22 protein-coding genes and 1 pseudogene are annotated in these 24,367 nt (G+C 47.0%); 13 read left to right on the top strand and 10 right to left on the bottom strand.

Annotation, left to right across the window (positions count from 1 at the left end; genetic code table 11):
• Positions 1–58: 58 nt before the first annotated feature.
• The 4 genes from H740_RS04015 to folE form a co-directional block, all read right to left on the bottom strand.
• Positions 59–1,237 (bottom strand): NifS family cysteine desulfurase, encoded by a 1,179-nt coding sequence (locus H740_RS04015; protein ID WP_002951556.1) that lies wholly within the window; start codon positions 1,235–1,237, stop codon positions 59–61.
• 378 nt (positions 1,238–1,615) lie between these two features.
• Positions 1,616–2,296: a hypothetical protein gene (locus H740_RS04010; protein ID WP_002951555.1), complete on the bottom strand. Its 681-nt coding sequence runs from the start codon at positions 2,294–2,296 to the stop codon at positions 1,616–1,618.
• Positions 2,297–2,388: 92 nt separating this feature from the next.
• Complete coding sequence (fliI, locus tag H740_RS04005) at positions 2,389–3,693, bottom strand: flagellar protein export ATPase FliI (protein ID WP_002951553.1); 1,305 nt, start codon at positions 3,691–3,693, stop codon at positions 2,389–2,391.
• Positions 3,693–4,295, bottom strand: a complete 603-nt coding sequence (gene folE, locus H740_RS04000) for a GTP cyclohydrolase I FolE (RefSeq protein WP_002951551.1) — start codon at positions 4,293–4,295, stop codon at positions 3,693–3,695. The genes fliI and folE overlap by 1 nt, the downstream gene beginning before the upstream one ends.
• Positions 4,296–4,434: 139 nt before the next feature.
• Between folE and tig the strand changes: the two genes are divergently transcribed.
• Genes tig through purN form a run of 7 tightly spaced genes read left to right on the top strand, consistent with a single transcriptional unit; the run spans position 4,435 to position 11,411 of the window.
• Entirely contained in the window at positions 4,435–5,760 is a 1,326-nt protein-coding gene (gene tig, locus H740_RS03995) for a trigger factor (RefSeq protein WP_002951549.1), read from the top strand.
• Positions 5,760–6,350, top strand: a complete 591-nt coding sequence (gene clpP, locus H740_RS03990) for an ATP-dependent Clp endopeptidase proteolytic subunit ClpP (RefSeq protein ID WP_002949394.1) — start codon at positions 5,760–5,762, stop codon at positions 6,348–6,350. Before tig ends, clpP begins: the two co-directional genes overlap by 1 nt.
• Positions 6,351–6,360: 10 nt before the next feature.
• Positions 6,361–7,398, top strand: a complete 1,038-nt coding sequence (locus H740_RS03985) for a GGDEF domain-containing protein (RefSeq protein ID WP_002951543.1) — start codon at positions 6,361–6,363, stop codon at positions 7,396–7,398.
• Entirely contained in the window at positions 7,395–7,907 is a 513-nt protein-coding gene (def, locus tag H740_RS03980) for a peptide deformylase (RefSeq protein WP_002951540.1), read from the top strand. Before H740_RS03985 ends, def begins: the two co-directional genes overlap by 4 nt.
• The gene (locus H740_RS03975; protein WP_002951536.1) at positions 7,904–9,424 is read left to right on the top strand and encodes a YifB family Mg chelatase-like AAA ATPase; all 1,521 of its coding nucleotides are present in this window, start codon (positions 7,904–7,906) and stop codon (positions 9,422–9,424) included. Before def ends, H740_RS03975 begins: the two co-directional genes overlap by 4 nt.
• Positions 9,421–10,842 carry a bifunctional ADP-dependent NAD(P)H-hydrate dehydratase/NAD(P)H-hydrate epimerase gene (locus H740_RS03970; protein ID WP_002951523.1) on the top strand — a complete coding sequence of 474 codons (1,422 nt, stop codon included), beginning with the start codon at positions 9,421–9,423 and terminating at the stop codon, positions 10,840–10,842. The genes H740_RS03975 and H740_RS03970 overlap by 4 nt, the downstream gene beginning before the upstream one ends.
• Positions 10,824–11,411: a phosphoribosylglycinamide formyltransferase gene (gene purN, locus H740_RS03965; RefSeq protein WP_002951521.1), complete on the top strand. Its 588-nt coding sequence runs from the start codon at positions 10,824–10,826 to the stop codon at positions 11,409–11,411. Before H740_RS03970 ends, purN begins: the two co-directional genes overlap by 19 nt.
• A 674-nt stretch (positions 11,412–12,085) precedes the next feature.
• Here the strand turns inward: purN and H740_RS03960 are convergent.
• The 6 genes from H740_RS03960 to ccoG form a co-directional block, all read right to left on the bottom strand.
• Positions 12,086–13,462, bottom strand: coding sequence for an efflux transporter outer membrane subunit (locus H740_RS03960; RefSeq protein WP_002951519.1), 1,377 nt, complete (start codon positions 13,460–13,462; stop codon positions 12,086–12,088).
• Positions 13,455–16,592: an efflux RND transporter permease subunit gene (locus tag H740_RS03955; RefSeq protein ID WP_002951516.1), complete on the bottom strand. Its 3,138-nt coding sequence runs from the start codon at positions 16,590–16,592 to the stop codon at positions 13,455–13,457. Before H740_RS03955 ends, H740_RS03960 begins: the two co-directional genes overlap by 8 nt.
• The gene (locus tag H740_RS03950) at positions 16,592–17,770 is read right to left on the bottom strand and encodes an efflux RND transporter periplasmic adaptor subunit (protein ID WP_002951515.1); all 1,179 of its coding nucleotides are present in this window, start codon (positions 17,768–17,770) and stop codon (positions 16,592–16,594) included. Before H740_RS03950 ends, H740_RS03955 begins: the two co-directional genes overlap by 1 nt.
• Positions 17,771–17,889: 119 nt before the next feature.
• Positions 17,890–18,279 carry a TetR/AcrR family transcriptional regulator C-terminal domain-containing protein gene (locus H740_RS12100; protein WP_231679306.1) on the bottom strand — a complete coding sequence of 130 codons (390 nt, stop codon included), beginning with the start codon at positions 18,277–18,279 and terminating at the stop codon, positions 17,890–17,892.
• Between the two features lie 53 nt (positions 18,280–18,332).
• Positions 18,333–18,521: a TetR/AcrR family transcriptional regulator gene (locus H740_RS12095; RefSeq protein ID WP_231679305.1), complete on the bottom strand. Its 189-nt coding sequence runs from the start codon at positions 18,519–18,521 to the stop codon at positions 18,333–18,335.
• Between the two features lie 63 nt (positions 18,522–18,584).
• Positions 18,585–19,937, bottom strand: coding sequence for a cytochrome c oxidase accessory protein CcoG (ccoG, locus tag H740_RS03940; protein ID WP_002951514.1), 1,353 nt, complete (start codon positions 19,935–19,937; stop codon positions 18,585–18,587).
• 136 nt (positions 19,938–20,073) lie between these two features.
• Here ccoG and rpsU point away from each other — a divergent pair, with 136 nt between their 5' ends.
• The 6 genes and pseudogenes from rpsU (at position 20,074) to H740_RS03910 (ending at position 24,294) form a co-directional block, all read left to right on the top strand.
• The gene (gene rpsU, locus H740_RS03935) at positions 20,074–20,286 is read left to right on the top strand and encodes a 30S ribosomal protein S21 (protein WP_002951513.1); all 213 of its coding nucleotides are present in this window, start codon (positions 20,074–20,076) and stop codon (positions 20,284–20,286) included.
• 108 nt (positions 20,287–20,394) lie between these two features.
• Positions 20,395–21,060, top strand: coding sequence for a MerR family transcriptional regulator (locus tag H740_RS03930; protein WP_002951512.1), 666 nt, complete (start codon positions 20,395–20,397; stop codon positions 21,058–21,060).
• Positions 21,057–21,667, top strand: a pseudogene (locus tag H740_RS03925) (UPF0323 family lipoprotein); the annotation flags it as partial. The gene H740_RS03930 and the pseudogene H740_RS03925, both read left to right, overlap by 4 nt.
• 9 nt (positions 21,668–21,676) lie before the next feature.
• The gene (locus tag H740_RS03920; RefSeq protein WP_002951509.1) at positions 21,677–22,855 is read left to right on the top strand and encodes a glutathionylspermidine synthase family protein; all 1,179 of its coding nucleotides are present in this window, start codon (positions 21,677–21,679) and stop codon (positions 22,853–22,855) included.
• 9 nt (positions 22,856–22,864) lie between these two features.
• Complete coding sequence (locus H740_RS03915) at positions 22,865–23,794, top strand: D-2-hydroxyacid dehydrogenase (RefSeq protein WP_002951507.1); 930 nt, start codon at positions 22,865–22,867, stop codon at positions 23,792–23,794.
• A 2-nt stretch (positions 23,795–23,796) separates the two neighbouring features.
• Positions 23,797–24,294, top strand: coding sequence for a YajQ family cyclic di-GMP-binding protein (locus tag H740_RS03910; protein ID WP_002951505.1), 498 nt, complete (start codon positions 23,797–23,799; stop codon positions 24,292–24,294).
• Positions 24,295–24,367: the final 73 nt, after the last annotated feature.

Genomic DNA, 24,367 nt, shown 5'->3' with positions numbered 1-24,367 from the left:
TGCTTGCAGTTGCGAGTGCAACGAAGCAAAGCGACGTATAAAGGAAAAAGACAAGCCGTTACTTGCCGTTAGGGTTGTAAGCGTACGTGCTTGAAATAGCTCGCAACCTCACCACCGCCTTTTTGATATGCTCTATTGCGTAGTCGATCTCTTCTTCGGTATTAAACCTCGATAGCGACAGCCTTAGCGCCGTATGCGCCAGATCGCTGCTAGCACCGATGGCTTCCATTATCGGATTGCTCTCTAGCGTCTCAGACGCGCACGCCGAACCCGTAGACGCCGCGATACCGGCCTGATTTAGATCCCACAGCATCGCCTCGCCCTCGACGCCTTTTACGGCGGCTAGGATGGTGTTTGGCAGTCTGTGAGCGCGGTCTCCCACGACCGATATATCGGGGATTTGCAGCAGCGCGTCTTCGAGCTTATCGCGCAGGCGTCTTACGTGCAGATTTTCAAACTCGATTAGCTTGTTGCTGTTTTCCAGAGCTTGCGCCATGCCCACGATACCAGCGACGTCAAGCGTCCCGCTGCGTCTGCCGCCCATGTGCTCGCCGCCGTGAAGCAAGCTCGTTAGCTTTTGCGAGTCTTTGATATACAGACCGCCTACGCCTTTTGGTCCGTGAAATTTATGCGCAGAAAAGCTCATAAAATCCATGCCCATCTCGCGCACGTTTATCTTGATCTTGCCGACGGTTTGCGTCGCGTCGGTGTGAAACAGCGCGCCGTGCTCGTGAGCGATCTGTGCGCACTCTTTTATCGGGAAAATCGTGCCAGTTTCGTTATTTGCCCACATGATACTAACTAGCGCGGTTTTGTCGTCGATGAGCTTTCTTAGGTCGTTTGGATCGAGCAGACCGTTTTCGTTTACGGGTACGTAACTCACGCGCACGCCGTATTTCTTGAGCGACTCAAACGTCGCCGCGATCGCCGGATGCTCGACGGCGCTGATTACGACGTGATCTTTTTCTTTATTTAATATATGATCGAAAAACACGCCCTTAGCCACCCAGTTGTTGCTCTCGGTGGCGCAGCTTGTTACCACGATATCGTCGTTATCGCTCGCGTTTATGCCGGCATAGAGCTGGTCCATCGCGCGGCGAAGCGCGGGGTGCGTCTCGGAGCCGAATCTATGAAGCGAGTTTGGATTGCCGTATTTTTCGCAGAAAAACGGCTTCATAAGCTCGAAAGCTTCGGGATCGACCATCGTCGTGGCATTGTTGTCTAGATATACTCTCACGCTTGACCTTTATCAATTAGGATATATTTTATCCCTTTTATTTTCGTGACGATAATATAACAAATTTTATAAATTTTTGATTAAAATTTTAGCTTAGTTTTTTCAAATTTAAGCGGTTTTTGATAGAGTTTATATATTGAAATTCCTTATCAAATAAGCAAAGTATCGTCGTTTCAGTCAAATTTGATATAAAAAGATAAAATATATCCTAAACTTAGTTTGATTTCTTAAGGTTTTAGAAAATTTAAAAATTAAATTTTTTGCATTTTGGATGAAATTCGGCGAAATAAATCCAAATTTACGCCCTTTTTTTGGATAAATGCGCATCCTTGCTCGGTTAAATTTGACGCGAGATAAAGACGAAAGCAAAAGTCAAATTTAAAGCTGTTGAAGGTTTCTGGCGTCGTAAAATTTGATCGTCCAGGGCGCGTCCGCGATATCGGCGTCTAGTTTTGCCCTAAAATACTCCCGCACTGCGGCGTAGTCTGATTTTGAGATGAAATAAATATTTATAACGTTCGTCTCGCTAAATACGGCAAGGTTGCAAAAGTATCTTAAATTTATGTCCTTATCAAAGGCTCTGAGCACGCATTTGGCGAAAAAAATCAGTGCATAAAAAATAAATGCAGCCAAGACGAACATAAACGGGATTACTATCGCGGAAAGCCGATTTTTAGGTATCGCTCCTAAAATTTGATAGGGCGATTTTCGCATTTCGCGGACATCCGTCAAATTTATCGTTACTCCCTTTTTGGTTTGGAAAATTTTATCCTCGTAAAGGTAAACGAGCGAGGGATTTTTGAGTTTTTTGATTGGGTCGGCGGCGGCTAAAGCGTTCGCAAGAATCACGGACGCAAACATCCAAATAAACCCGCGGGTTCGCATTGCTTCCGCTGCGAAAACTTCCCAAAATGAGCCGCTTTGCCAGTCTACCATACCGCTAAAAAATATCAAAAACGTCATAAAAAGGTTAAAGCCGAGCAAGAATACGCAACTAAGCGCGATAACGTAAAAATCATCCTGTAAAATCAGCGGATTTTCGTCGTAGTTTCTGCTCAAATTTACTCCTGTATACGCTTAAATTTAGCCCGTGAAATTTAAGGGCCGGAGGATAAATCGTGCTCAAATTTGCCAGCCAAGCCTAAATTTGACTAATTTATCCCGCCTAACAGCTCTTGCGTCTGCTCGAAGCTAAAGCCCTCTTCGGCGTCTTGTTTTAGGAAGTTATCTATAAATTCTTTTTTCGAGATGGCAAGGTCTAGCTCTTTGTCGCTGCCCTTTTGATACGCGCCGATACGCAGCAGCACTTCGTTTTCTTTTATAAGCGAGTAGAGGCGTTTTAGCTTGGCGGCATTTGCTCTGTGCTCTTTGGTCGCGATGTCGCTCATCACGCGCGAGGCGGAGTTTAGGATATTTATAGGCGGATAGATGCCAAAGTCCGTCATCTCGCGGCTAAGCACGATGTGGCCGTCTAGGATCGAGCGGCTCTGGTCGGCTATCGGATCGCTCATATCGTCGCCGTCGACTAGCACGGTAAAAAAGGCCGTTATGCTTCCTTTGCCCTCCTCTTTGCCCGCGCGCTCCATCAGTTGAGGCAGTAGGGTGAGTACGGATGGTGGATAGCCCTTAGACGTCGGCGGCTCGCCCAGCGCCAGACCGATCTCTCGCTGCGCCATGGCAAACCTCGTCACGCTATCCATGATAAAAAGCACGTCTTTGCCTTGGTTTTTGAAGTATTCTGCCACGCTCATCGCGCAAAAGGCGCCGTATTTTCGCATCAGCGGGCTATCGTCGCTGGTGGCTACGATGACGACGGTGCTACTTAGATCGCCGTGCAAATTTTTCTCGATAAACTCCGGCACCTCGCGGCCGCGCTCGCCGATTAGGGCGACAACCTTGATCGGAGCTTGCGAGTTTTTCACTATCATGCCCATGAGCGTACTTTTGCCCACGCCAGAGCCAGCGAAAATGCCTAGTTTCTGTCCTTTACCGCAGGTTAGTAGTCCGTCTATGCTTTTAACCCCGACGCTAAAAATTTCATCTATCAGCCCGCGTTTCATCGCATCGATTGGAGCGCGCATTATCGGGGCGTACTCGGTGGCGGCGATCGCGCCTTTGCCGTCTTTTGGATTCATAAACGGATCCACCACGCGCCCCAAAAGAGCGTCTCCGACGGGAATTTTCATGCCTTGGTCGCTTTGATAGACGAAGTCGCCGATCTTGTAGCCTTCTACAAAGCCAAAAGGCGAGATGAGCGCGGTATTTTGCCGCACCTCGGTCACCATCGCTAGTCCGCTCTTGCTCTTGTCTTTAGCGCAAATTTGCACGATGTCACCGATACTTGGTCGCAGTCCCGAGATCTCTATCGTCGTAGCAGAAATTCGCTCGATCACGCCAAAGACGCTAGAGAGAGATAAATTTGCCCCCAGTTTTGATTTTAAACTATCTAAACCCACTAAAATCTCACTTCTTTGTGCGAATTTATGAGGGAGAAAAACTCGCGTCTAGTCTCGCTACTCTTTAAAAAGCAGCCTCGCAGCGCCGATGTTGTCGTGGTCGAGTTGATCTTGCCTACGCCTCGCATCTCCACGCACATGTGGCGCGCCTCGATGACTACGCCAACGCCTTTTGGCTTGATGACGTCTTGCACGGCTTCGGCGATTTGCTCGGTCAGCTGCTCTTGGATCTGCAGGCGGCGAGCGAAGATATTTACCATACGCGGGATTTTGCTAAGGCCTACGACTTTGTGATTTGGGATGTAGGCCACGTGCACGCGCCCGAAAAACGGCAACAAATGATGCTCGCAAAGGCTGTAAAATTCAATATCGCGCACGAGCACCATTTCGTTATTTGAGCTGTCAAATAGTGCGTCGTTTAGTACGACTTTGGGGTCTTGTGAGTAGCCGCTCGTTAAAAACTCGTAAGCTTTAAAAACGCGCTCTGGCGTCTTAATCAGCCCCTCTCTGTTCGGGTCTTCGCCGACTAAATTTAACATCTGCTCGACGCAGCTTTCAAACTTTTCTTTTTTTAAATTCTCATTTTTTAAATTTTCTTGCATTTGCGTTCCTGATTCATTTCGCTATCTAAATTTGATAAATGATTTTACTTAAATTCGCCTTTCGCGCGCTTAAATTTATACTATGAATAAGGAAAATTTTGCTACACTCTAGGAAATTTTTATTTTTTAAAGGAATTTAATGCAAATCAAAACCAAGGCGATCGACGCCGTAAATGCTTCGCTAAGTGCGAAAATACCGAGCGCGGACGTAAAATCCAAACTCGAAAACGCTGCTAAAAAAGCTGCGAAAAATATGAAAATAGACGGATTTAGAGCGGGCAAAGTGCCTGTAAACGTAGTTCTAAAACGTTACGAAAAAGAGCTAACTGCCGATGCCGAGCAAGACGCGCTAAAAGACGTCATAGATGCGGGACTAAAAGAGCTAAATAGAAAATTTGAAGAGGTTATCGGCGAGCCGATCGTGACAAAATTCGACAGGGGCGAGAACGAGATCGACGCAGAGATCGAAATCTCGTTTAAACCAGTTATAAACATCGACGGATACGAGGAGTTGATAGAGAGCGTCAGCACTCCGCGCGTAACTAAAAAAGAGATCGACGAGAGAAAAAATGAAATTTTAAAAATGATGGCTCCGCTAGAAAAAGTGGAAAAAGAGGCGCTTGAAAAGGGCGATTTTGCTAAATTTGACTTCGAGGGCTTCGTGGACGGCGAGGCGTTTGAGGGCGGCAAAGCCGAAAACTACCTGCTAGAAATCGGCTCAGGTCAGTTTATACCGGGCTTTGAGGACGGTATGATCGGACTAAAAGTCGGCGAAGAGCGCGACGTAAAGGTTAAATTCCCTGCTGAGTACGGCGCTGCGCACCTTGCGGGCAAAGACGCGACGTTTAAAGTAAAGCTACACGAAATCCAAGGTAAAAAAGTACCTGAAGAGATCGACGAAGAGACGCTAAAACGCATCATGCCGGGCGAGGAAAAGGTAAGCGTCGAGCTATTCGAAGAGAGACTAAAAGAGCAGATCAAAGCCGAGAAGCACGCTAAAAACGTAAACGAGGAGCTAAAGCCTAAATTTGCCGACGCGATCGTGGCTAAATTTAACTTCGACGTGCCAAAAAACATCGTAGAGCAAGAGATGGATATGCAATTCCGCAGCGCTTGGAGCAGCTTTACGCCTGAACAGATGGCTAAATTTAGAGAGGATAAAGACGCTCTAACTAAGCAGCGCGAGACATACCGCGACGACGCGGTAAAAAGCGTGAAGCTAACGTTTATAATAGACGAGCTAGCACGCCGCAGAGATATCAAAGTAAGCGACCAAGAGCTGATCCAAGCGGTGTATTTTGAGGCGTATCGCTCGGGCGTAGATCCGAAACAGCACCTTGAAAACTACAAAAATCAAGGAATTTTACCTGCGATCAAAATGTCGATGATCGAGGAGAAGCTATTTAACGAGATGTTCGCGCTAAAGAGCGAGAAAAACGATAAAAAAGAGAAAAAGGCGGAGTAATGAGCTACTACATCCCCTACGTCATTGAGCGCACGAGCAAGGGCGAGAGAAGCTACGACATCTACTCGCGCCTGCTAAAAGACCGCATAATAATGCTTAGCGGCGAGATCGAGGACGGTATGGCGTCTGCGATCGTGGCTCAGATGCTGTTTTTAGAGGCCGAAGATCCGGATAAAGATATCTATCTATATATAAACAGTCCGGGCGGCGTGATAACGAGCGGATTTAGCATTTACGATACGATGAACTACATCAAGCCCGACGTCTGCACGATCTGTATAGGTCAGGCGGCGTCTATGGGCGCGTTTTTGCTTAGTTGCGGCGCGCAGGGCAAGCGTTATGCGTTGCCAAACTCGCGCATCATGATTCATCAGCCTTTGGGCGGCGCGCGCGGGCAGGCGACGGATATAGAGATCCAGGCGAAGGAAATCTTGCGTATGAAAGAAATTTTAAACGCTATCCTAGCTAAAAATACGGGTCAAAAACTAGCCAAAATCCAAAAAGATACCGACAGAGACTTTTTCATGAGCTCTGCTGAAGCCAAAGAGTACGGGCTTATAGATAAAGTTTTGGAGAAAAGCTTTAAGTAAAGAGTAAAATTTGATAAAGTTAGACAACAAAAAAAGCGATACCGTAGTAGTAAAAAAAGAGGATGAAAAGGCCGTAGAGAGCGAATTTAACATCTACGGTTTTTCTGAGGCGATTATAAAAGAGTTAACCGAGGAAAACATTCCCTCGATCCCGAAAAACTACACTGCTTTTTTTGAAAAGATGCTTGAAAACCAGCCTGATGAATTTAAGAAAAAGGTCGGCGAGATCATAAAGATCGAAGAAGAGATCAGCAAACTCGAAGACGATAGGCAGATAAACATCGAGCGCGAGGTAAAAAATAGTTTCATGCAGATAAAAAGCATGTTGCAAGCTGTAGGACTCATTTATAAAAATTTGACTATCTTAAGAACCATAATAAAAAAACGCTCGAGCATCCTTGAGCCAAACATCAGCTTGCTAAGCTTGCAAAATATGTTTAACGCCTTTAACGAAGACCTAAATAGACTAAATTCACTGATGGGTAAGCATATCGAAGTGATAAAAACTAGCTATGAAGAGGTAAGTAGGGTCTTTAAGGTCGTAGAGGAACAGTCTATCTATGATCCTAAATTTGACATCTACAATAGAAAATTTTTCCTAAAAACACTCGAAACCGAAGTCGGATATATCAAAAAATACGGCTACGAATCATCTATCCTGCTCATAAAGACCAAAGATGAAAGTCTAAAAGATATCGGCTTAAAAAGTAGGTTGGTGCTACTAAAAAATATTTCTAGGATGCTTCTACGAACATCGAAGCGAAGCGATATCCTGGCGCATTACGGCGACGGTTGTTTTGCTATGCTGATGCGGCACACTGATATGGTCGGCGCGCAAAAAGCCTGCGAGCGTATCACAGAGATGTTTTACGAGACCTCGTTTATACTAAAGGGCGAGAAATTCGAGTTTGACATGGAAGTCGTCGCGTGCAATCTGAGAACCGATAAAACCATCGCCGAGCTACTATCTGCGGCGCTAGATACTTTGGCAAAAACTGGCAGAGACGGTAAACGCTACGAGATCTTGGACGAGAAAGCGGCTAAATGATACTAGAAATCTTAACCTATCCGAACAAAAAATTATTCGTCAAGTCGCTTGAGGTTAAAGAATTTGACGAAAATTTGCATAAATTTTTAGACGATATGTATGAGACCATGATCGCTAAAAACGGCATCGGACTAGCCGCCATCCAAACTGGCGAGGCTAAGCGAATTTTGATTATAAATTTAGTCGACGAAGAGAGCAAGGAGCAGCGCAAAGAGGATCTGCTAGAAATCATAAATCCCAAAATTTTACGCAAAGAGGGCGAGATAATCTACCAAGAAGGTTGCCTTAGCGTACCCGGATATTACGAAGACGTAAAAAGAGCCGAGTTTATAACGCTTGAGTATCAAGATCGCTTCGGCGAGCGTAAAGAGCTCGAGGCGGACGGGCTTTTGTCGGTCGCGATCCAGCATGAGATGGATCACCTCGACGGACACCTTTTTATCGAGCGTATCGGCTACAATAAACGCAAAAAATTCGACAAAGAGTATAAAAAGCAAAAAAACGCATGAAAGCCCTAAAATGCGCCACTTATAATGACGAATTACGGCTTGTGGACGTCGAGTCCAGTTTTAACCGCGGTTTGCCCGCGCTAAATATCGTAGGGCTTGCGGGTGCCTCAATCAAAGAGAGCGCCGAGCGCGTAAAATCAGCACTTTTGTCGTTAAATTTCTCCTTCCCCGCGCAAAAAATCATCATAAATTTATCCCCCTCCGACATGCCAAAATCAGGCAGTCACTTCGACCTGCCCATCGCGCTTTTGATCGCTTTGCAAAAAGAGCGCGACTTTGAGCCTATTTTTGCATTTGGAGAGCTTGGGCTTGACGGCGGCGTCAAAAGTACGGCGAGTCTTTTTTCTATCTTGCTTTTTTTGAGCGCGAAAGCGCCGGGTTCTCGCGTGCTGATCCCGCAAGAGATAGCGCAAAAAGCGGGCGCCATACCGAATTTAGAAATTTACGCCGTTTCAAATTTGGCCGAGGCGATCAAATTTTTCCTCGAGCCCGAATTTGCCGCCTCGCGCAAAGTCGGCGCCGTTCATCCGCTTTTTTCAAATTTAATCAAAATCGGCGAAAGATGTTTCGTAAAAAACCAAAATTTCGAGCTAAATTTTAGCGACGTAAAAGGCCAGAGTAGGGCAAAAAGAGCCTGCCTGGTGGCCGCTTGCGGTATGCACAACATTATCTTTGAGGGAAGTCCGGGGTGCGGCAAAAGCATGAGCGCCAAGCGGCTGCGCTACATTTTGCCGCCGCAAAGTTTGGATGAGATTTTGCTCAGCTGCGCTTATAGCTCGCTAAATCAGCAGGAGAGCGAATTTTCCGTACTCCGCGCCTTTCGTTCGCCTCATCATACGAGCACGCGCAGCTCGATATTCGGAGGCGGATCGAGCTCGGCTAGGATCGGCGAGGTTGGGCTGGCCAACGGCGGGATACTCTTTTTCGACGAGCTTCCGCACTTTGCGCCGCAAATTTTAGAGAGCCTACGCGAGCCGCTGGAGGACTATAAAATCAACATCTCGCGGGTAAACTCAAAGGTCACGTATGAGACCAAATTTATGTTCGTAGCCGCGATGAACCCTTGCCCGTGCGGCAATCTGCTCTCCAAAAATCTAGAGTGCAAATGCTCCGAGCTCGAGATTAAGCGCTATAAATCGCGTATTTCGGCACCCGTACTAGACCGCATTGACCTTCACGTACAGATGGACGAGGTGGCCGCAAGCGATAAAAGCGACATCACGAGCGAAGCGATGTGGCAGACCGTGTTGCGCGTGTTTGAGGCGCAAATTTCGCGCTCTCAAAGCGAGCTAAATGGCAAGCTCTGCGATGAAGAGATAGCTAAATTTTGCATTTGCGATGACGAGGCGAGCGGCGTGCTAGATAATGCAACGCAGAGATTTTCACTCAGCCGCCGCGCTATCAATAAAACCCTAAAAGTCGCCCGCACGATCGCCGACATCGAGGGCTCGCGCATAATCAAAAAGCCCCATATTTTGGAGGCTTTGAGCTACCGAGTGAAGCAGGATGGCGCATGAAAAAGCTATTTTGGGATACGGCGGAGCTTGACGCTAGAGCCGTGAGCGAGTTTGGGCTTAGTACCGAGGTGCTAATGCAAAACGCGGCTAACGCGTTAGCTAACGCCGTGCGAAGTAAGTTCAAAAAATCATCGACCAAACGCCGTAAAATTTTAGGCGTAGTCGGCAGCGGAAACAACGGCGCAGACGTGCTCGCAGCACTTCGGCTTTTGAGCGGCAAATTTGATTGTTTTGCGTTGTTGGCGAGCGACAAACAAAACGAAACCTCAAAAACAGAGCTAACTAGAGCGCTAAAATGCGGCGTAAATTTGATCTCAAATTTGACGGAAGTCGGCGAATTTGACTGCATCATCGACGGGATTTTCGGAACCGGACTCAGCCGCGAGCTAAACGAACGAACGATAAATTTGATAAATCTACTAAACGAAAAACCCAGCTACAAGCTCGCCTGCGACATCCCAAGTGGACTTGATAAAAACGGTTTGTCACAAGGAGCGGTTTTTAAGGCCGATACGACCGTGACCATGGGCGCGTTAAAGCTAGCGCTTTATAGCGATTTTGCAAAGGATTTCGTCGGGCGCGTAAAGGTCGCAAATTTGGGCCTTCCCCGCAAGCTTTACGAGATGGGGACGAGCTTTTATAAGCTTGGCAAAAGCGATTTAAATTTGCCGTTTCGTTTGAGCCAAAATGCTAACAAAGGCGACTTTGGCCACGCGTTTGTCGTTAGCGGCGAAAAGGGCGGAGCGGCACGTATAGCTGGACTTGCCGCGCTAACTATCGGTGCGGGGCTTGTTAGCGTCATAGGTGAAAATTTAAACATTGAGCCTATTTTAATGCAAAGCGCCTGCATAACGCCAAAAATGCGAGTAGGAGCCGTCGGCATGGGGCTTGGCGAGCTTGATGAGGCGCAAAAAGACAAGCTTTTTAGCGAGCTAAAAACAAAAGATGCGCTCGTTATCGACGCCGATCTTTGCTATGAGCCGCGCACGCTTGAGCTTTTAAACAACGAAAAAGTAGTGATAACGCCACATCCAAAAGAGTTTGCGAGCCTGCTGGGGCTTGCAAATCTGGGCAAATTTGACACTAGCGAAGTACAAAAAAACCGCTTTAAACTCGCTCAAATTTTTAGCCACAATTTTAAATGCGTGCTTGTGTTAAAGGGCGCAAATACGCTAATCGCGCAAGGCAGCGAGGTCTACGTCATGACGCACGGCAGCGCCGCACTCGCAAAAGGCGGCAGCGGAGACGCGCTAAGCGGCATCGTCGCGGGACTACTCGCGCAGGGTTACGACCCGCTAAATGCCGCGATCTCGGGTACGCTAGCTCACGCTCTAGCCGCCCGCGAAATCAAAATCAACGACTACGCGCTCACGGCCGCGGACGTCATCAAAGGACTCAAATGCTTACGAAAAAAATAGCGATTTTATTTAGCGGCGGCGGCTCGAATTTGGAAGCGATTTTAGAGAGGCTGCACGGCAAGGTTTTTGGCGAAACCAGGATCGAAGTCGCGCTAACGCTAACAAATAAAGCTAACGCTGGCGGCATCGCAAAGGCCGCAAAATACGGCCTAAAAAGCGTCGTTATCGAGCACGTTAATTTTGCCTCGAGAGAGGAATTTGACGCCGCGGTCGTAGCAGAAATAAAGCGCGCTAACGTAGATCTAACCGTGCTTGCGGGCTTTATGCGCATCCTCACGCCCGTTTTTACGAGGCAGATTCGCGCTATAAATTTGCACCCGTCGCTGTTGCCGCTTTTTAAGGGCGCGCACGCGATAAAAGAGAGCTTTGATAGCGATATGAAGGTGGGCGGCGTGAGCGTGCACTGGGTCAGCGAAGAGCTAGACGGCGGCAAGATCATCGCTCAGCGCGCGTTTAAAAAGAGCGCGAGGATGAGCCTTGAGGAATTTGAAGCTAAAATCCACGCGATAGAGCATGAAATTTTACCTGAAACTATCGTGCAAATTTTGACAGGCAAAGAGAAAATTTAACGACTAAATTTATGAGCATTTTAAGTCTTGCTAAAATTTAAAATTTTGCACTCGTTTTTACACTGCGTCAAATTTAAGAATGTAAATTTGCGAAATCATAGCGCGTTGCAAACTTCGCTTGGTAGTTAAAACATCAAAAACGTTAAATTTGGCCGATTTTGCTCTAATGCAGTACTTTCGCGCCGCTTGCTAAAATTAAAAATCAAATTTGGCGGCGGGGTGTTTGCGCTAAATTTAAGCTCAAAATACGTCTGTAAATTGATCGTAAATCGCCTTCTTGCTCGCAAATATTGCTAAAAAACCGTAAATTTTAAGCGACAAATTCGTAAAATCCGCAAAATGTGTACTATGGATGAAATGATATAAATTTGACCGACTTTGCGTGTCGCTCAAAGCTAAAACAAATTTACATCTTTGAATGCAAACTTATCTCAAAAGTCGCAACGAAAATTTATCCAAAGTATCAGGCGCCTAAAAACAGGTCTATGGGAGTCGCGCGAATAGCAAAAGCAAGCGCTAAATTTTGAAATTTGAAGGCATAAAGCAAGATAAATTGCGGTAATAAAACGGGCTAAATATTTAAAATCTACAGACGACGTTTCGTCAAATTTAAAACCGAAAAGCAAAAGGAAATTCAAAAAGAAAGAGGCGGAAAGCTCCGCCAAAAAGTAAAATTATTCGGCTTTAAATCCGCCGCCAAATGCCTTATAGACATCCACGACCGAGTCGATGAGGCTCAAATTCGCCGCGATGTCCTGGAGTCTAACCGAGAGTAGGTTGCGCTGCGCATCGAGTAGCTCCAGATGCCCGGTGTATCCCTCCTCGAACTGATCCTTGGCCAGCTTATAGATTTTTTCTTGCGAGAGCAGGAGTTCTTTGACTTGATTTAGCGTTAGTTTGGCGTTTTTGCGATTATTTAGCGCGTCTCTAACCTCGCCCAGAGCCTTTTTGATCGCAGCTTCATAGGCTACGGCCGCGATTTGCTCGTTGGTTTCGGCGATGCGGACGTTGTTTTTGGTTCTGCCGTAGTCGAAAATTTTCTGCACCAAAGTGCCGCCTATGCTCCACGTGTTGGCGTTACTGATAAAGATATTTTCAAAATCCACGCTAGAAAATCCAAAAAGTCCCGTTAGCGAGATGGACGGTAGATAGTCGGCCTTTGCGACGCCGATTAGCGCGTTAGTGGCGTTTAGATCGGCGTAGGCTTTAGCTACGTCGCTCCTGCGCAGTAGTATGTCCGCGCTCACGCCCGCGCTCACTTCGGGCTCTTTGGGTAGCATTTTAGCGCTCTGTACGGCACCGCTCAGGATCTCGTCGTTTGATTTGCCCGTTAGTATCGCTACGGACGTTAGAGCCTGAGATAGCGATGTTTGCACCTCTAGCAGGCTTACTTTTGCACTTTCGACGGCGGCTTTGCTTTGTAGATAGGTCGTCTCGTTTATGCCGCCTAGATCAAGTTGCGTCTTGCGAAGAGCCAGCGTCTCCTCGTAGGTTTTTAGCGTATCTTTTAGCACGGCTTCGCGCATATTTAGGGCCACGAGCGCGAAGTAGCTTTTAGCCACGCTAGAGCTTATGCTAAGGCGCGCAGTGGCGTAGTCGAGCTTGGTCGCGTTTAGGCTAGCTTTGGCAGATTCGACGCTGTTTCGTACTTTGCCCCACAGGTCTATCTCGTAGCTAAGGCCTAAATTTACCTCAGAGTTTCGGTAGCGCGTCTGAGGCTGTTTGGTGTAGGTTTCGCCGCTACTTTTTGCTTTGGTGTAGCCGACGTTTAAATTTACGCTAGGAAAAAGATCTGCCTCCGAGATGCCTAGGCTTGCGGCGGCTTTTTGTAAATTTAAATAAGCTGTGCGAAGGTCGGTGTTTTTCTCTAGCGCGCTAGCTACGAGGGCGTTTAGATTTTCGTCGCCAAACTCCTTCCACCACTCGTCTCTGATGTCGCTAGTTTCAAATTTATACGTAGATTCAAATTTCGTATCGACCTCGGGGATTTCTGGTCGAAACGAGCAGCCGGCTAAAAATAGCGCCGCGGCTAAAGTTAAAATTTTATACATTTTTGACCTCCTGTGCTCCGCTTGGTTTTTTGTCCCAGACTTTGTTGTTTAGTTTTTCTAGCAGATAGTAAAACATCGGTATGAAAAATATCGCTATCGTAGTGGCCGCTATCATGCCGCCGATCACGCCCGTGCCTAGCGAGTGACGAGACGCCGCGCCTGCGCCCGTACTGATAACCATCGGGAAAACGCCCAGGGTAAATGCGAGCGAGGTCATGACGATCGGGCGGAAGCGAAGTTTGGCTGCATTAACGGCCGCGTCAAATACGCTCTTGCCGGCCAGTCTTTCTTGCATCGCAAATTCGACGATTAGGATCGCGTTTTTAGCCGATAGACCGATGAGAAGCAGTAGTCCGATCTGGAAGTAGATGTCGTTTGTTAGCCCTCTAGCCCAAACGGCGACTAGCGAGCCAAAAACCGCGAACGGAACGGCGGTGATGACGGCTAGCGGGATGAGCCAGCGCTCATACTGCGCCGCTAGTATCAAAAATACGAAAATCATACCGAAGATAAACGCCGTAGAGCCCGTGCCTTGCGAGCTAACCTCCTGATACGCCGTGCCCGCCCAGCTGATGGAGTACTCCTCCGTACTTAGCGTCTGCTCGACCACTTCTTGTATCGCTTTTATCGCGTCTCCCGATGTGTAACCCGGTTTTGGATCGCCTTGGATCTTGGCTGCAGGGAAAAGGTTAAATCTATCCACGATATCGGGACCCAAAATTCTGGTTAAGGTAGCTACCGAGTTTAGCGGTATCATCTCGCCGCCTTTTGAGCGGACGTAAATTTTACGCAAGTCTTCGGGGTTGTTTCTAAATCGGTCCTCGCCTCTAGCATAGACACGGTAGGATTTACCGAAAAGGCTAAAGTCGTTGATATAGTAAGAGCCGAAAGTCGAGCCTATCGCGCTAAAAATTTCGCTCTCGCTCACGCCAAACATCTGGGCTTTTTGTCTATCGATGTCGATTTTAAACTGGCGGTAATTAGTCTCTAGCGTAGAGCGCACGCTGGTTAGATCCGGGCGCGCGTTTGCCGCGGCGACTACTTTTTTCACGTCGGCTTCGATCTGGGCGTAGCTTTTGCCGCTTTTGTTTTGTAGATACATCTCAAAGCCGCCCGTCATCGATAGACCCATGATAGGCGGGACGTTTACGACGAAGCTCATCGACTCCTTCGAGCCCCAAAGCATACCGTTAAAAGGCCCCGTTAGCGCGTCTGCTTGACTATCCGGCGTTTTTCTCTCGCTCCAGTCTTTTAGCTTGATAAAGCTGATGGCAGAGTTTTCTCTAAGCGCACCCGCAAGCATATCGTATCCGGCAAAACCCATCGTAAATTCGACGTTTGGATTGCTTAGAACCATGTTGCTGATAGTTTTTACCTCTTCTTTGGTTTTTAGCATATTGCTTGACGGCGGTAGCGAAGTGATAACCATCAGCGCGCCCTTATCTTCGGACGGTACGAGGCCGCTAGGGACTTTTTTAAACAGCTCGTAAGTCGCAAAACCCATGACGCCTATCAAAATAAGGCTTATTATTACGTGACGAAGCACTTTTGCAACGCCTGCGGTAAAAATTTTCGTACTCCAGTCGAAAAAGTCGTTAAATTTCTGCACGAACCAAAACGGCTTGCTCTCTTGTTTTTTTAGCATAACGCCGCAAAGCGCCGGAGTAAGCGTAAGCGCGACAAAGCCCGAAATACAAACCGAAGTAACTAGCGTTAGCGCAAACTGACGCTGAATCACGCCGACAAAACCCTCCATAAAAGAAACCGGAACGAAAACGGCTGATAAAACCAGCACGATCGAGATGACCGGGGTTTGTACCTCCTCCATTGCTTTATATGTCGCTCCTTTGACGGTGATGTCTTTTTCCTCGTGTAAAATTCTCTCCACGTTCTCGATAACGATGATGGCGTCGTCCACGACGATACCGATAGCAAGTATGAGCGCAAAAAGCGTAATCAAATTTATGCTAAATCCCATCGCATACAGTCCGCCAAAGGTGCCGATGATGGACACGGGAACCGCTAGCATCGGGATGATAGTCGCGCGGAAACTCTTTAAAAACATATACATAACGATGATAACTAGGATCATGGCCTCGATGAAAGTTTTTATAACCTCTTGGATAGAAACTTCGATAAATTCGGTCGGATTATATGCGATCGTGTGCTTAAAGCCCGCCGGGAAATTTTTACTTAGCTCGTCAAGCTTTGCGTTTACAGCTTGTGCCGTAGCTAGAGCGTTGGCGTCGTTTTGCATAAAGATTAAAAGCGGGATGGCGTCTTGGCCGTTTAGCATCGAGTCAGATGCGTAGCTGGCCGCTCCTAGCTCCACGGTCGCTACGTCTTTTAGCTTTAGCACCGCTCCGTCGGCGCTTTTGATTACTATATCGCCAAACTGCGCCGCATTTTTTAGACGACCGTCCGAGCGAACGGAATAAACGTAAGGATTGTCGCCGTCTGAGGGCTGCTCGCCTATTTTACCGGCGGCGTATTGACTGTTTTGGATTTTTACTTGAGTGATGACGTCGCTGGGAGTTAGCTTGTAGTAGGCTAGTTTGTCCGGTTTTAGCCAAATTCTCATCGAGTACTCTTTGCTACCGATTAGCGCCGTGTCGCCCACGCCGTTAACCCTTTTGATCTCGTCCGCGATGTTTAAATTTACGTAGTTGTATAGCTCGACTAAGTCCATGTTTGAACTCGTAAAGCCGACTACCTCTAGGATCGAGCCGCTGCGTTCGCGCACGGTCACGCCCATGTTTTGCACCTCTTGAGGTAGCCTTGAGAGCGCGGCTTGGACGCGGTTGTTTACGTCGATCGTGGCTTGCTTGGATGAGGTGCCGATTTTAAAATAAACGTTGATATTTAGAGAGCCGCTCGAACTTGAGGTGCTTTGCATATAGAGCATGTTTTCTACGCCGTTTATCTGGTCCTCGATCGCGCTGGCTACCGAGTCGGAGATGGTCTGAGCGTCGGCGCCGGTGTATGTGGCGCTAACGGAAATTTGAGGCGGAGTTAGCTTGGGATACTCCTCGATAGGAAGCCCCTTTATCGCCATCGCGCCCGCGATAACTATGATGATAGATACGACGGTAGCGAATATCGGGCGATTTATAAAAAATCTAGAAAACATCACTTAGCCTTTTCTTGCTCGTTTTTAGGCTCTAAATTTGCGCCTTTGCCAAAGCTTTCTGTTAGGTCCTTGTCTATCTCGACGGGAGCGCCTACGCCGATTTTTAGGAAGTTGTTTAAGATGATTTTATCATTTTCGTTTAGCCCTTCGCTAACAACTGCGGCGTCTTTGGTTTGATAGGTGATTTTTACGTCTTTAGAGGCTACTTTACCATCCTCTACGACTAGCACGTAGGTCTTGACGTCGGTTTGCTGGAGCGCTACTTGAGGGATTTTAAAACCGTCTTTTTGGTAAAATCCGCCCATCGTCACGTGGCCGAACATGCCAGGTAGCAGCTTGCCCTCGTCGTTGTTAAATTCGGCCTTGGCTAAAACGGTGCCCATGTTAGTATTTACGACGTTATCGATGAAATTTACCTTGCCGTTAAACTCTCCCGGGCCGACTTTTAGCACGGCGTCCGAGTTTGTTTGCGCCCAGAGGCTGCTTTCTTGCATTTTGACGCGGTTTAGGTTATCGACGTCGGAGATGTGGAAGTGCGCCTCGATCGGGTTGATTTTGGTTAGGCGCACGAGCTGAGTCGTGTTTGCTACGACTAGCGAGCCCACGTCTACTAGGTTATCGCCCAAAACGCCGTCAAAAGGCGCGATTATGCTTGTGTAGCCTAGGTCTATCTTGGCGTTTTTGGCGTTTGCCCTAGCGCTTAGTAAATTTGCGTTTGCGATCTCGAGCGCCGAGACTGCCGCGTCGTACTCTTTTTGCGAAACGGCGTTTTTCTTGTATAAATTTGAAATTCTGTTAAATTCGGTTTGAGCGTTTTTTAAATTTGCGTTTGCTACGCCGATAGCAGCCTCAAGCGCGTCGTAGCTGGCTTGGTATTTTTCGGGATCTATCAAAAACAGCCTGTCGCCGGCTTTTACGTTATCGCCGGGTTTAAAAAACTGCTTGGTTATCGTGCCGCTTACTTTTGGATATATGATTACATCTTGCTGGCTCGTTAGGGTCGCGGTGTAATCAAAGCTGATCGGCACGTCTGATTTTTTAGCTACGAATACATCGACTTTTGACGGCGGCATTTGCCGTTGTTGCCCGGCCGCGCTTTTTTTATCGTTACCATCAAAGCATGCCGTAAAAAGCAGCGACGCCAATAACAAAACCGAAAGGGTTTTAAAATTTCTCATAAATTTGCCTTTAATTTTTTGGGATATTATACAAAAATTTGGTATGTAATATTTGTCACAAATAAAGTCGGCTATTTTACTCTTATTTAAATGAAAAGTCAAATTTTTGAGGGGCGAATTTAGCGTTTTTTTACACCGTGTAAAAACATATCTATGCGCGTTTTTACGTGCTCTTCGCGCTCTTCTGCGCTTAGTGTTATGTCCTCGTTTAGTAAAATAGCATTATAATGATAAGGCTCTCTAACGACTGCTGCAAACGCCTTGGCTGCGACGTAAGGAGAGATACATGGATTTAGTTGGACTCTTATATCTTCGCGTTCGAAAAAATCGATTAAAATTTTATCGATTTTGCTTAAAATTTGATCCAAAAACTCTTTACCTAAAAAGCCGTCGTTTTTCGCGCCTTCGCTCATCATCACTCTTGAGATTAGCGTGGTTTTCTTTTCGCAGATGATGTCGAAAAATATCATCGCAAATTTGGTTAAAAAATCATCCAGCTTATGCGGCAAATTTAGATCTATTTTCTCGTCTATTTGCGTTCTAAAGTCGTCAAATCCGCGCTCTACGATAGCGCGAAAAAGTCCTTCTTTATTTTCAAAAATTTTGTAGATGCTCGCCGCGCCCCGCCGCTTTTTTTGATGATATCCGTTAAACTCGTGTTTTCGTAGCCGTTTTCGAGGAAAATTTCAAGCCCGGCTTGGATGAATTTTTCTTTTCTCTCGGCGCTTCGTTTCGTCGGTTTCGTATTCATTTTTCTAGCCCTCAAATTTCAAAAAAATCTTAAAATATGATTATACTATAAAAAAATAATTTTTTACTCACTTGGATGGGCGAAAATCGTCCGTCTTTTAACATTTATTTTTTCTTTGTTATCCGCGGCGTAGGCGGAGATTTCTATCTTCGTCGTTTGCTCGCTTGTGCCGGCAAATGCCGCTTTAGGCGCGCTTAGCACGACTACGATCTTCCTTTTTTCGCCAGCTTTTAGCAAAATTTGAGCCTTCGGGCGCTCGATTTTTATCGGCGCTTTAGCTCCGTCCGCGCTAACGTCAAAGTAAAATTCATGCGCGTGCGCGTCGGTGTTTTCAAACAAAAATACGTAAGCGTTTTCGATCTCGCCGCTTTTATTTACCTTATATAGCTCGCTCGTGCGGTTGATGTTTAGCAGCATGCTCTCTTTTTTGGCGCTCATTAGCGTTAGTGCGGTTGCGGCGATAGCGATTATGGCGCAGTAACCGATGGTTTTAAAGCGAAAATACCGCACCTTTTGCTTGGTTTTTAGCGAATTTGAGCTCGTCCAGCTAATTAGACTAGGTAAATTTAGCCCAGACATCGTTTTTGTGCACGCATCGACGCACTCCAGGCAGTTTATGCACTCTAGCTGCATGCCTTTTCTGATGTCGATGTGCGTCGGGCAAATTTTCACGCAGGCTTCGCAGCCGGTGCACTCGTTTTGCGGCTCCGGTGGTTTTTTCCACAGTTTGGTTTGACCGTCGTAAATTTTACCGCCGCGCGCCTCGTCGTATATGACCTGCACGCTGTCGGCATCGATCATCACGGACTGCGCTCTAGCGTACGGGCAGACGTAAACGCAAAAATTTTCGCCCAAAAACGCGACGTCAAATATCAAAAACGCCGCGATAACAAGCCAAGCTCCGAGTAAAATTTTATGTTCGGCGGGATCTGAAATTTGAGCGAAAAAGTCCTGTGGCGGGACAAAAAACCAGAGAAAATTTGCCGCCGCGATAAAGGCTAAAACGCTCCATATCGCGACTGCTAGCGCGTTTTTAGCGCCGCTCTCGGCGATTGTTTGCTTGTTTGAGACGCTCTTGCGGATTTTTAAAATTTTAGTTTGTATAAGGTCGCGGTAGATCGCGCGAAATATCGTCTGTGGGCAGCTCCAGCCGCACCAGACGCGGCCGCCCAAATTTGTCATAAAAAATATAAAAATAAAAAAAATGATGAGCACGAAAGGCATCAAAAATAGCTCTTGGACGTTAAATTTAGCAAAAAGCAGATGTAGCTCGCTGCGCTCAAAGCTTAATAGGAAAAATTGATTTCCGCCGATAGATATAAAAGGTAAAACGAGCGCGGTACAGGTTATCAGGATGTAGGCGATATAGCGTTTGCTAGCAAATTTGAAATAATTTTTATACTCTTCTTTCGTCATAATTCATCCTGATTACAAAGTAGTGATAATTTTTGATGGATTATAGTTTTAATGCAATTAATTTTTTATAAATTCTCAAATTTACTAAATTTCTGCTATAATCGCCATCTATTTTAAATGAAAGGTGGTGAGGACGTTGCCTGGTATTAAGGTACATCCTAACGAGTCTTTTGACGAAGCTTACAGAAAGTTCAAAAAGCAAACCGACAGGAATCTTGTCGTGACTGAAGTTCGCGCAAGACGCTTTTTCGAGCCTATGACCGAGATCCGCAAAAAACAAAAAATCGCGGCTCGCAAGAAAATGCTTAAACGTCTATATATGCTTAGACGCTACGAGTCAAAGCTCTAACCAAAAGGGTCGCTTCGGCGGCCTTTTCTTTTTTAAACTCCCGTTTAACTCGCATCAAAGCCAAAATTTGCCATAATCTACGCCAAATTTAACGATCAAAGGAAAAATATGTCCAAAGTGCCCGTGAGCGAGGCCGCGGAAATCTTAGGCGTAACCAAAGAAGCCGTCTACAACCGCATTCGTCGCGGCACGCTAAAAACCTTTGAAAAAGACGGCGTAAAATACGTGGTTTTAGAAGGCTACGAGCCTCAAACCGCACCCAAATCAGCGCCCAAAACTTCAAAAACAGCCAAAAGCTCGGAGCCAAAAAAAGCCGTTAAAGCCGGCGAATTTGACGTGAACGAATTTCTGCTCTCGCAAATTAGCGAACTAAAAGAACAAAATCAAAATTTGCAAGCCGACAAAGAGAGGCTTTTTCGCGAAAAAGAGCAAATTTTGCTAAATAATAAATCCGAAATCGCTCAAATTTACCGTGAAAGAGACGAGAAGCTAAGGGGATTTTTAAGCATGCTCGAGCGACCGCTGCTAGCCCGTCAAAACGGCGAGTACGTAGCTCCTATCGACGTCGAATTCGTCGAAAGCAAGCCTGAAAATGAAGGCAAATGGACGAGCCTAGCCGAGTTTTTAAAATCGCAAAATTTAAGCGGCAAGAGCCTAAAAAAAACGCAAAATAAAATCATAAAAAACATCGGAAAATCAAAATTTATCAAATTTAAAAAAGGCGTGATAATGGTAAAAAGTAAGAAAATTTCAAAGGAGCTAGATAAAAAATGAGAGTTTTTAAAGGCATAAAAAAAGTAGCCAGCTACGCTGCCGTAGGCGGCTTTGGCGCGGTCGTGATAGCAGGATTGACAGGCTGCGGCAGCAACGATAACGGCGGCGAAAGTAGCGCGCTAAACGAAGCGGCGCAAAAAACGGGAGCTTTCGTCATCATCGAGGAAACCGCGCCCGGTAAATATAAAGTCCTAGAGGAGTATCCGAGCAGCGAAACGCGCGTCGTACTAAAGGACATCAACGGCACCGAGCGCGTGCTAAGCAAAGAGGAGATGGATAAGCTAATCGCCGAGGAAAACGCTAAAATCGACGCCGGAACGTCAAATTTGACGAATCCAAACGCTCAACTTTCAAGCGGCGGCATGAGTATGGGCGAAGCGCTTTTAGCATCGGCTGCGGGCGCGATCATCGGCAGCTGGATCGGCAACAAGCTATTTAACAACCCTGGCTATCAGTCGCAGCGCCAAAGCGCGTATAAAAACCCAAGCGCTTACTCAAGGAGCGTAGATAGCTTTAACAAAGCAAAAGCCACGAGCTCGGCTAGTAAACCAAGCGGCGAAAGAGTGGGTTTTTCGGCGGTTCAAGCTCAAGTTCAAGCTCAAGTTCGGAGGATAAAATGATAAATTTAAAAAAAATCAACCCGCTAAATAACGAGTTTTTAAGCGAGATCGGCTTTACGTGGCACACCGATCCGGATGGTAGCGACTACGTAGCAGACGAGCTAGTCGAGATTAGCGAGGCGCAGGCCGAGGCCTACTATAACGCCGCAAACGAGCTATACGATATGTTCGTCGCAGCCGCCCAACACGTCATCGACAACAACCTCTACCACGAGGTCGGCATCCCGTTTAATCTCGTAGATCTCGTGCGCGAAAGCTGGGAAAACGACGTGCACTGGCACCTCTACGGTAGATTTGATCTAGCTGGCGGGCTGGATGGCAAACCGATAAAACTCATCGAATTTAACGCCGACACCCCGACGGCCGTGTTTGAGACGGCGATCATCCAGTGGGCGGCGCTTAAGTTTAACCGCATGGACGAGAGCGCGCAGTTTAACGACCTTTATGACGCTTTGAAGCAAAATTTTAGGCGCCTGGTGACGCTAGATGAGGAGACCGAGAGCTTTAGCGAGCGCTACGAGGGCTGGAAAATTTTATTTAGCTCGGTTGCGGGCAGTAGCGAGGACGAGCAGACCGTGAAGCTACTGCAGTATATCGCCGAGGAGGCGGGCTTTCACACGGCGTTTGCCTACGTCGATGAGGTCGTGTTTAACGACGAGGAGGGCGTGTTTTTCGACGGAGAAAACTACGAGTACTGGTTCAAGCTTGTGCCGTGGGAGGACATCGCCGTAGAGGAAGGCGAGCTAGCCATCATCCTAAAAAACATCGTCCAAAATCAAAAAGCCATCATCCTAAATCCCGCATACACGCTGCTTTTCCAAAGCAAAGGCATCTTGAAAATTTTATGGGATCTATATCCGAATCACCCGCTTTTGCTGCAGGCTAGCGACAAGCCGATCGCGGGCAAAAAATGCGTGAAAAAGCCGGTTTTCGGACGAGAAGGCGCGAACGTGAGCGTGATCGAGGCCGACGGCAGCATTAGCTCGCAAAACGGCGGTGACTACGGTCAAAACCGCGCGATCTATCAGGAATTTTACGAATTTAACAAAGACGCCGCCAACAACATCTACCAAGCGGGCGTGTTTTTCGCCTACGAGGCGTGCGCGCTAGGATACCGCAGAGGCGGCGAAATTTTAGATAACTACTCCAAATTCGTGGGGCACTTTATAAAATAAGGACGCAAAATGAAAATAGTCTGCCTCGATGCCGCGACGCTTGGAAGCGACGTAAATTTGGATGTTTTTGGGCAGTTTGGCGAGTTTGTTAGCTTTGAGACGACCGCTGCAGACGAGCGCATAGAGCGGCTAAAGGGCGCGGACGTCGTCATCACGAACAAAGTCATAATCGACAAAGAGACGATGGACGCGTCAAATTTAAAGCTAATCTGCATAAGTGCGACGGGTATGAACAACGTCGATCTCGCCTACGCCGCAGTAAAAGGCATCGCGGTAAAAAACGTCGCCGGGTATTCCACCGCTAGCGTCGTGCAGCATACGTTTGCTTGCCTTTTTGCGCTGACGAATCGCATCAAATTTTACGATAACTACGCGCAAAGCGGCGAGTGGGCGAAGAGCGAAATTTTTACGAATCTAGACCGCAGTATCGGCGAGATAGCGGGCAAGAGCCTTGGCGTCATCGGACTTGGCGAGATCGGTAGAGGCGTGGCGCGCATAGCGGCGGCATTTGGCGCGAACGTGAGCTACTACTCCACTAGCGGCGCAAACGCAAACGCCGAGTTTAAAAGGCTAAATTTAGATGAGCTTTTAAGCGGCTGCGACATCGTGAGCATCCATGCTCCGCTAAATGAAAAAACGCGAAATTTGATCGGCGAGCGGGAGTTAAATTTAATGAAAGAGGGCGCGATTTTGATGAACTTCGGACGCGGCGGCATCGTGGACGAAAACGCCGTAGCCCGCGCGATAGATGGACGAAATTTGCGCTTTGCCTCGGATGTGCTAGAGACCGAGCCTATGCGCGCGGATCATCCGCTGCTTTGTATCAAAAACAAGGAAAATTTGATACTTACTCCGCACGTAGCATGGGCGAGTTTTGAGGCTAGGCAGCGGCTAGTAGCGATGATCGTAGAAAATATAAAAGAATTTTTGAAAGGATAAAAATGGCAACTGAGCATAGTTTTGATATAAGCGCGGCGGTCGATATGATGGAGGTCAAAAACGCGCTGGAGACGGCAAAAAAAGAGATCGCGGCGAGATATGATTTTAAGGGGCTTGCGGCCGAGGTGGAGCTAAACGAAAAGGAAAAAATCATCACGCTTCTTAGCTCTAGCGATAACAAAATCGACGCGCTAAAAGACATCGTGATCTCAAAGCTCATCAAGCGAAACATCCCGCCGGTAGCCGTGTCTGAAAGCAAACGCGAGAGCGCGAGCGGCGGAAACATCAAAGCGACGCTAAAGCTAAACGACACCCTAGATAGCGAAAACGCGAAGAAAATCACCAAAGCGATCAAAGACGCAAAGCTAAAAGTAACTGCGGCGATCCGCGGCGAAGAGGTGCGCGTAAGCGGCAAAAGCATCGACGATTTGCAAGAGTGTATTAGGCTTGTGAAGGGGCTTAATTTAGAGCTACCGATTAGCTTTAAAAACTTAAAATAGCGGGCATTTTCGCTTCATTATGCGTCGTTGATTTAAATTTTCGCTCGGTCATTACCCACTCGGTAACTCCCGT

The sequence above is a fragment of the Campylobacter showae CC57C genome, assembly GCF_000344295.2.
In the GTDB taxonomy this organism is placed as follows: domain Bacteria; phylum Campylobacterota; class Campylobacteria; order Campylobacterales; family Campylobacteraceae; genus Campylobacter_A; species Campylobacter_A showae_B.
This window is presented reverse-complemented; position numbering and strand designations above follow the sequence as displayed.

Bases quoted from the DNA above. Each gene is read 5' to 3' on its own strand.
- folE (WP_002951551.1), bottom strand. From the start codon at position 4,295: ATGCAAGAAAATTTAAAAAATGAGAATTTAAAAAAAGAAAAGTTTGAA.
- tig (WP_002951549.1), top strand. From the start codon at position 4,435: ATGCAAATCAAAACCAAGGCGATCGACGCCGTAAATGCTTCGCTAAGT.
- clpP (WP_002949394.1), top strand. From the start codon at position 5,760: ATGAGCTACTACATCCCCTACGTCATTGAGCGCACGAGCAAGGGCGAG.
- def (WP_002951540.1), top strand. From the start codon at position 7,395: ATGATACTAGAAATCTTAACCTATCCGAACAAAAAATTATTCGTCAAG.
- H740_RS03975 (WP_002951536.1), top strand. From the start codon at position 7,904: ATGAAAGCCCTAAAATGCGCCACTTATAATGACGAATTACGGCTTGTG.
- H740_RS03970 (WP_002951523.1), top strand. From the start codon at position 9,421: ATGAAAAAGCTATTTTGGGATACGGCGGAGCTTGACGCTAGAGCCGTG.
- purN (WP_002951521.1), top strand. From the start codon at position 10,824: ATGCTTACGAAAAAAATAGCGATTTTATTTAGCGGCGGCGGCTCGAAT.
- H740_RS03960 (WP_002951519.1), bottom strand. From the start codon at position 13,462: ATGTATAAAATTTTAACTTTAGCCGCGGCGCTATTTTTAGCCGGCTGC.
- H740_RS03955 (WP_002951516.1), bottom strand. From the start codon at position 16,592: ATGTTTTCTAGATTTTTTATAAATCGCCCGATATTCGCTACCGTCGTA.
- H740_RS03950 (WP_002951515.1), bottom strand. From the start codon at position 17,770: ATGAGAAATTTTAAAACCCTTTCGGTTTTGTTATTGGCGTCGCTGCTT.
- H740_RS12095 (WP_231679305.1), bottom strand. From the start codon at position 18,521: ATGAATACGAAACCGACGAAACGAAGCGCCGAGAGAAAAGAAAAATTC.
- ccoG (WP_002951514.1), bottom strand. From the start codon at position 19,937: ATGACGAAAGAAGAGTATAAAAATTATTTCAAATTTGCTAGCAAACGC.
- H740_RS03930 (WP_002951512.1), top strand. From the start codon at position 20,395: ATGTCCAAAGTGCCCGTGAGCGAGGCCGCGGAAATCTTAGGCGTAACC.
- H740_RS03920 (WP_002951509.1), top strand. From the start codon at position 21,677: ATGATAAATTTAAAAAAAATCAACCCGCTAAATAACGAGTTTTTAAGC.
- H740_RS03915 (WP_002951507.1), top strand. From the start codon at position 22,865: ATGAAAATAGTCTGCCTCGATGCCGCGACGCTTGGAAGCGACGTAAAT.
- H740_RS03910 (WP_002951505.1), top strand. From the start codon at position 23,797: ATGGCAACTGAGCATAGTTTTGATATAAGCGCGGCGGTCGATATGATG.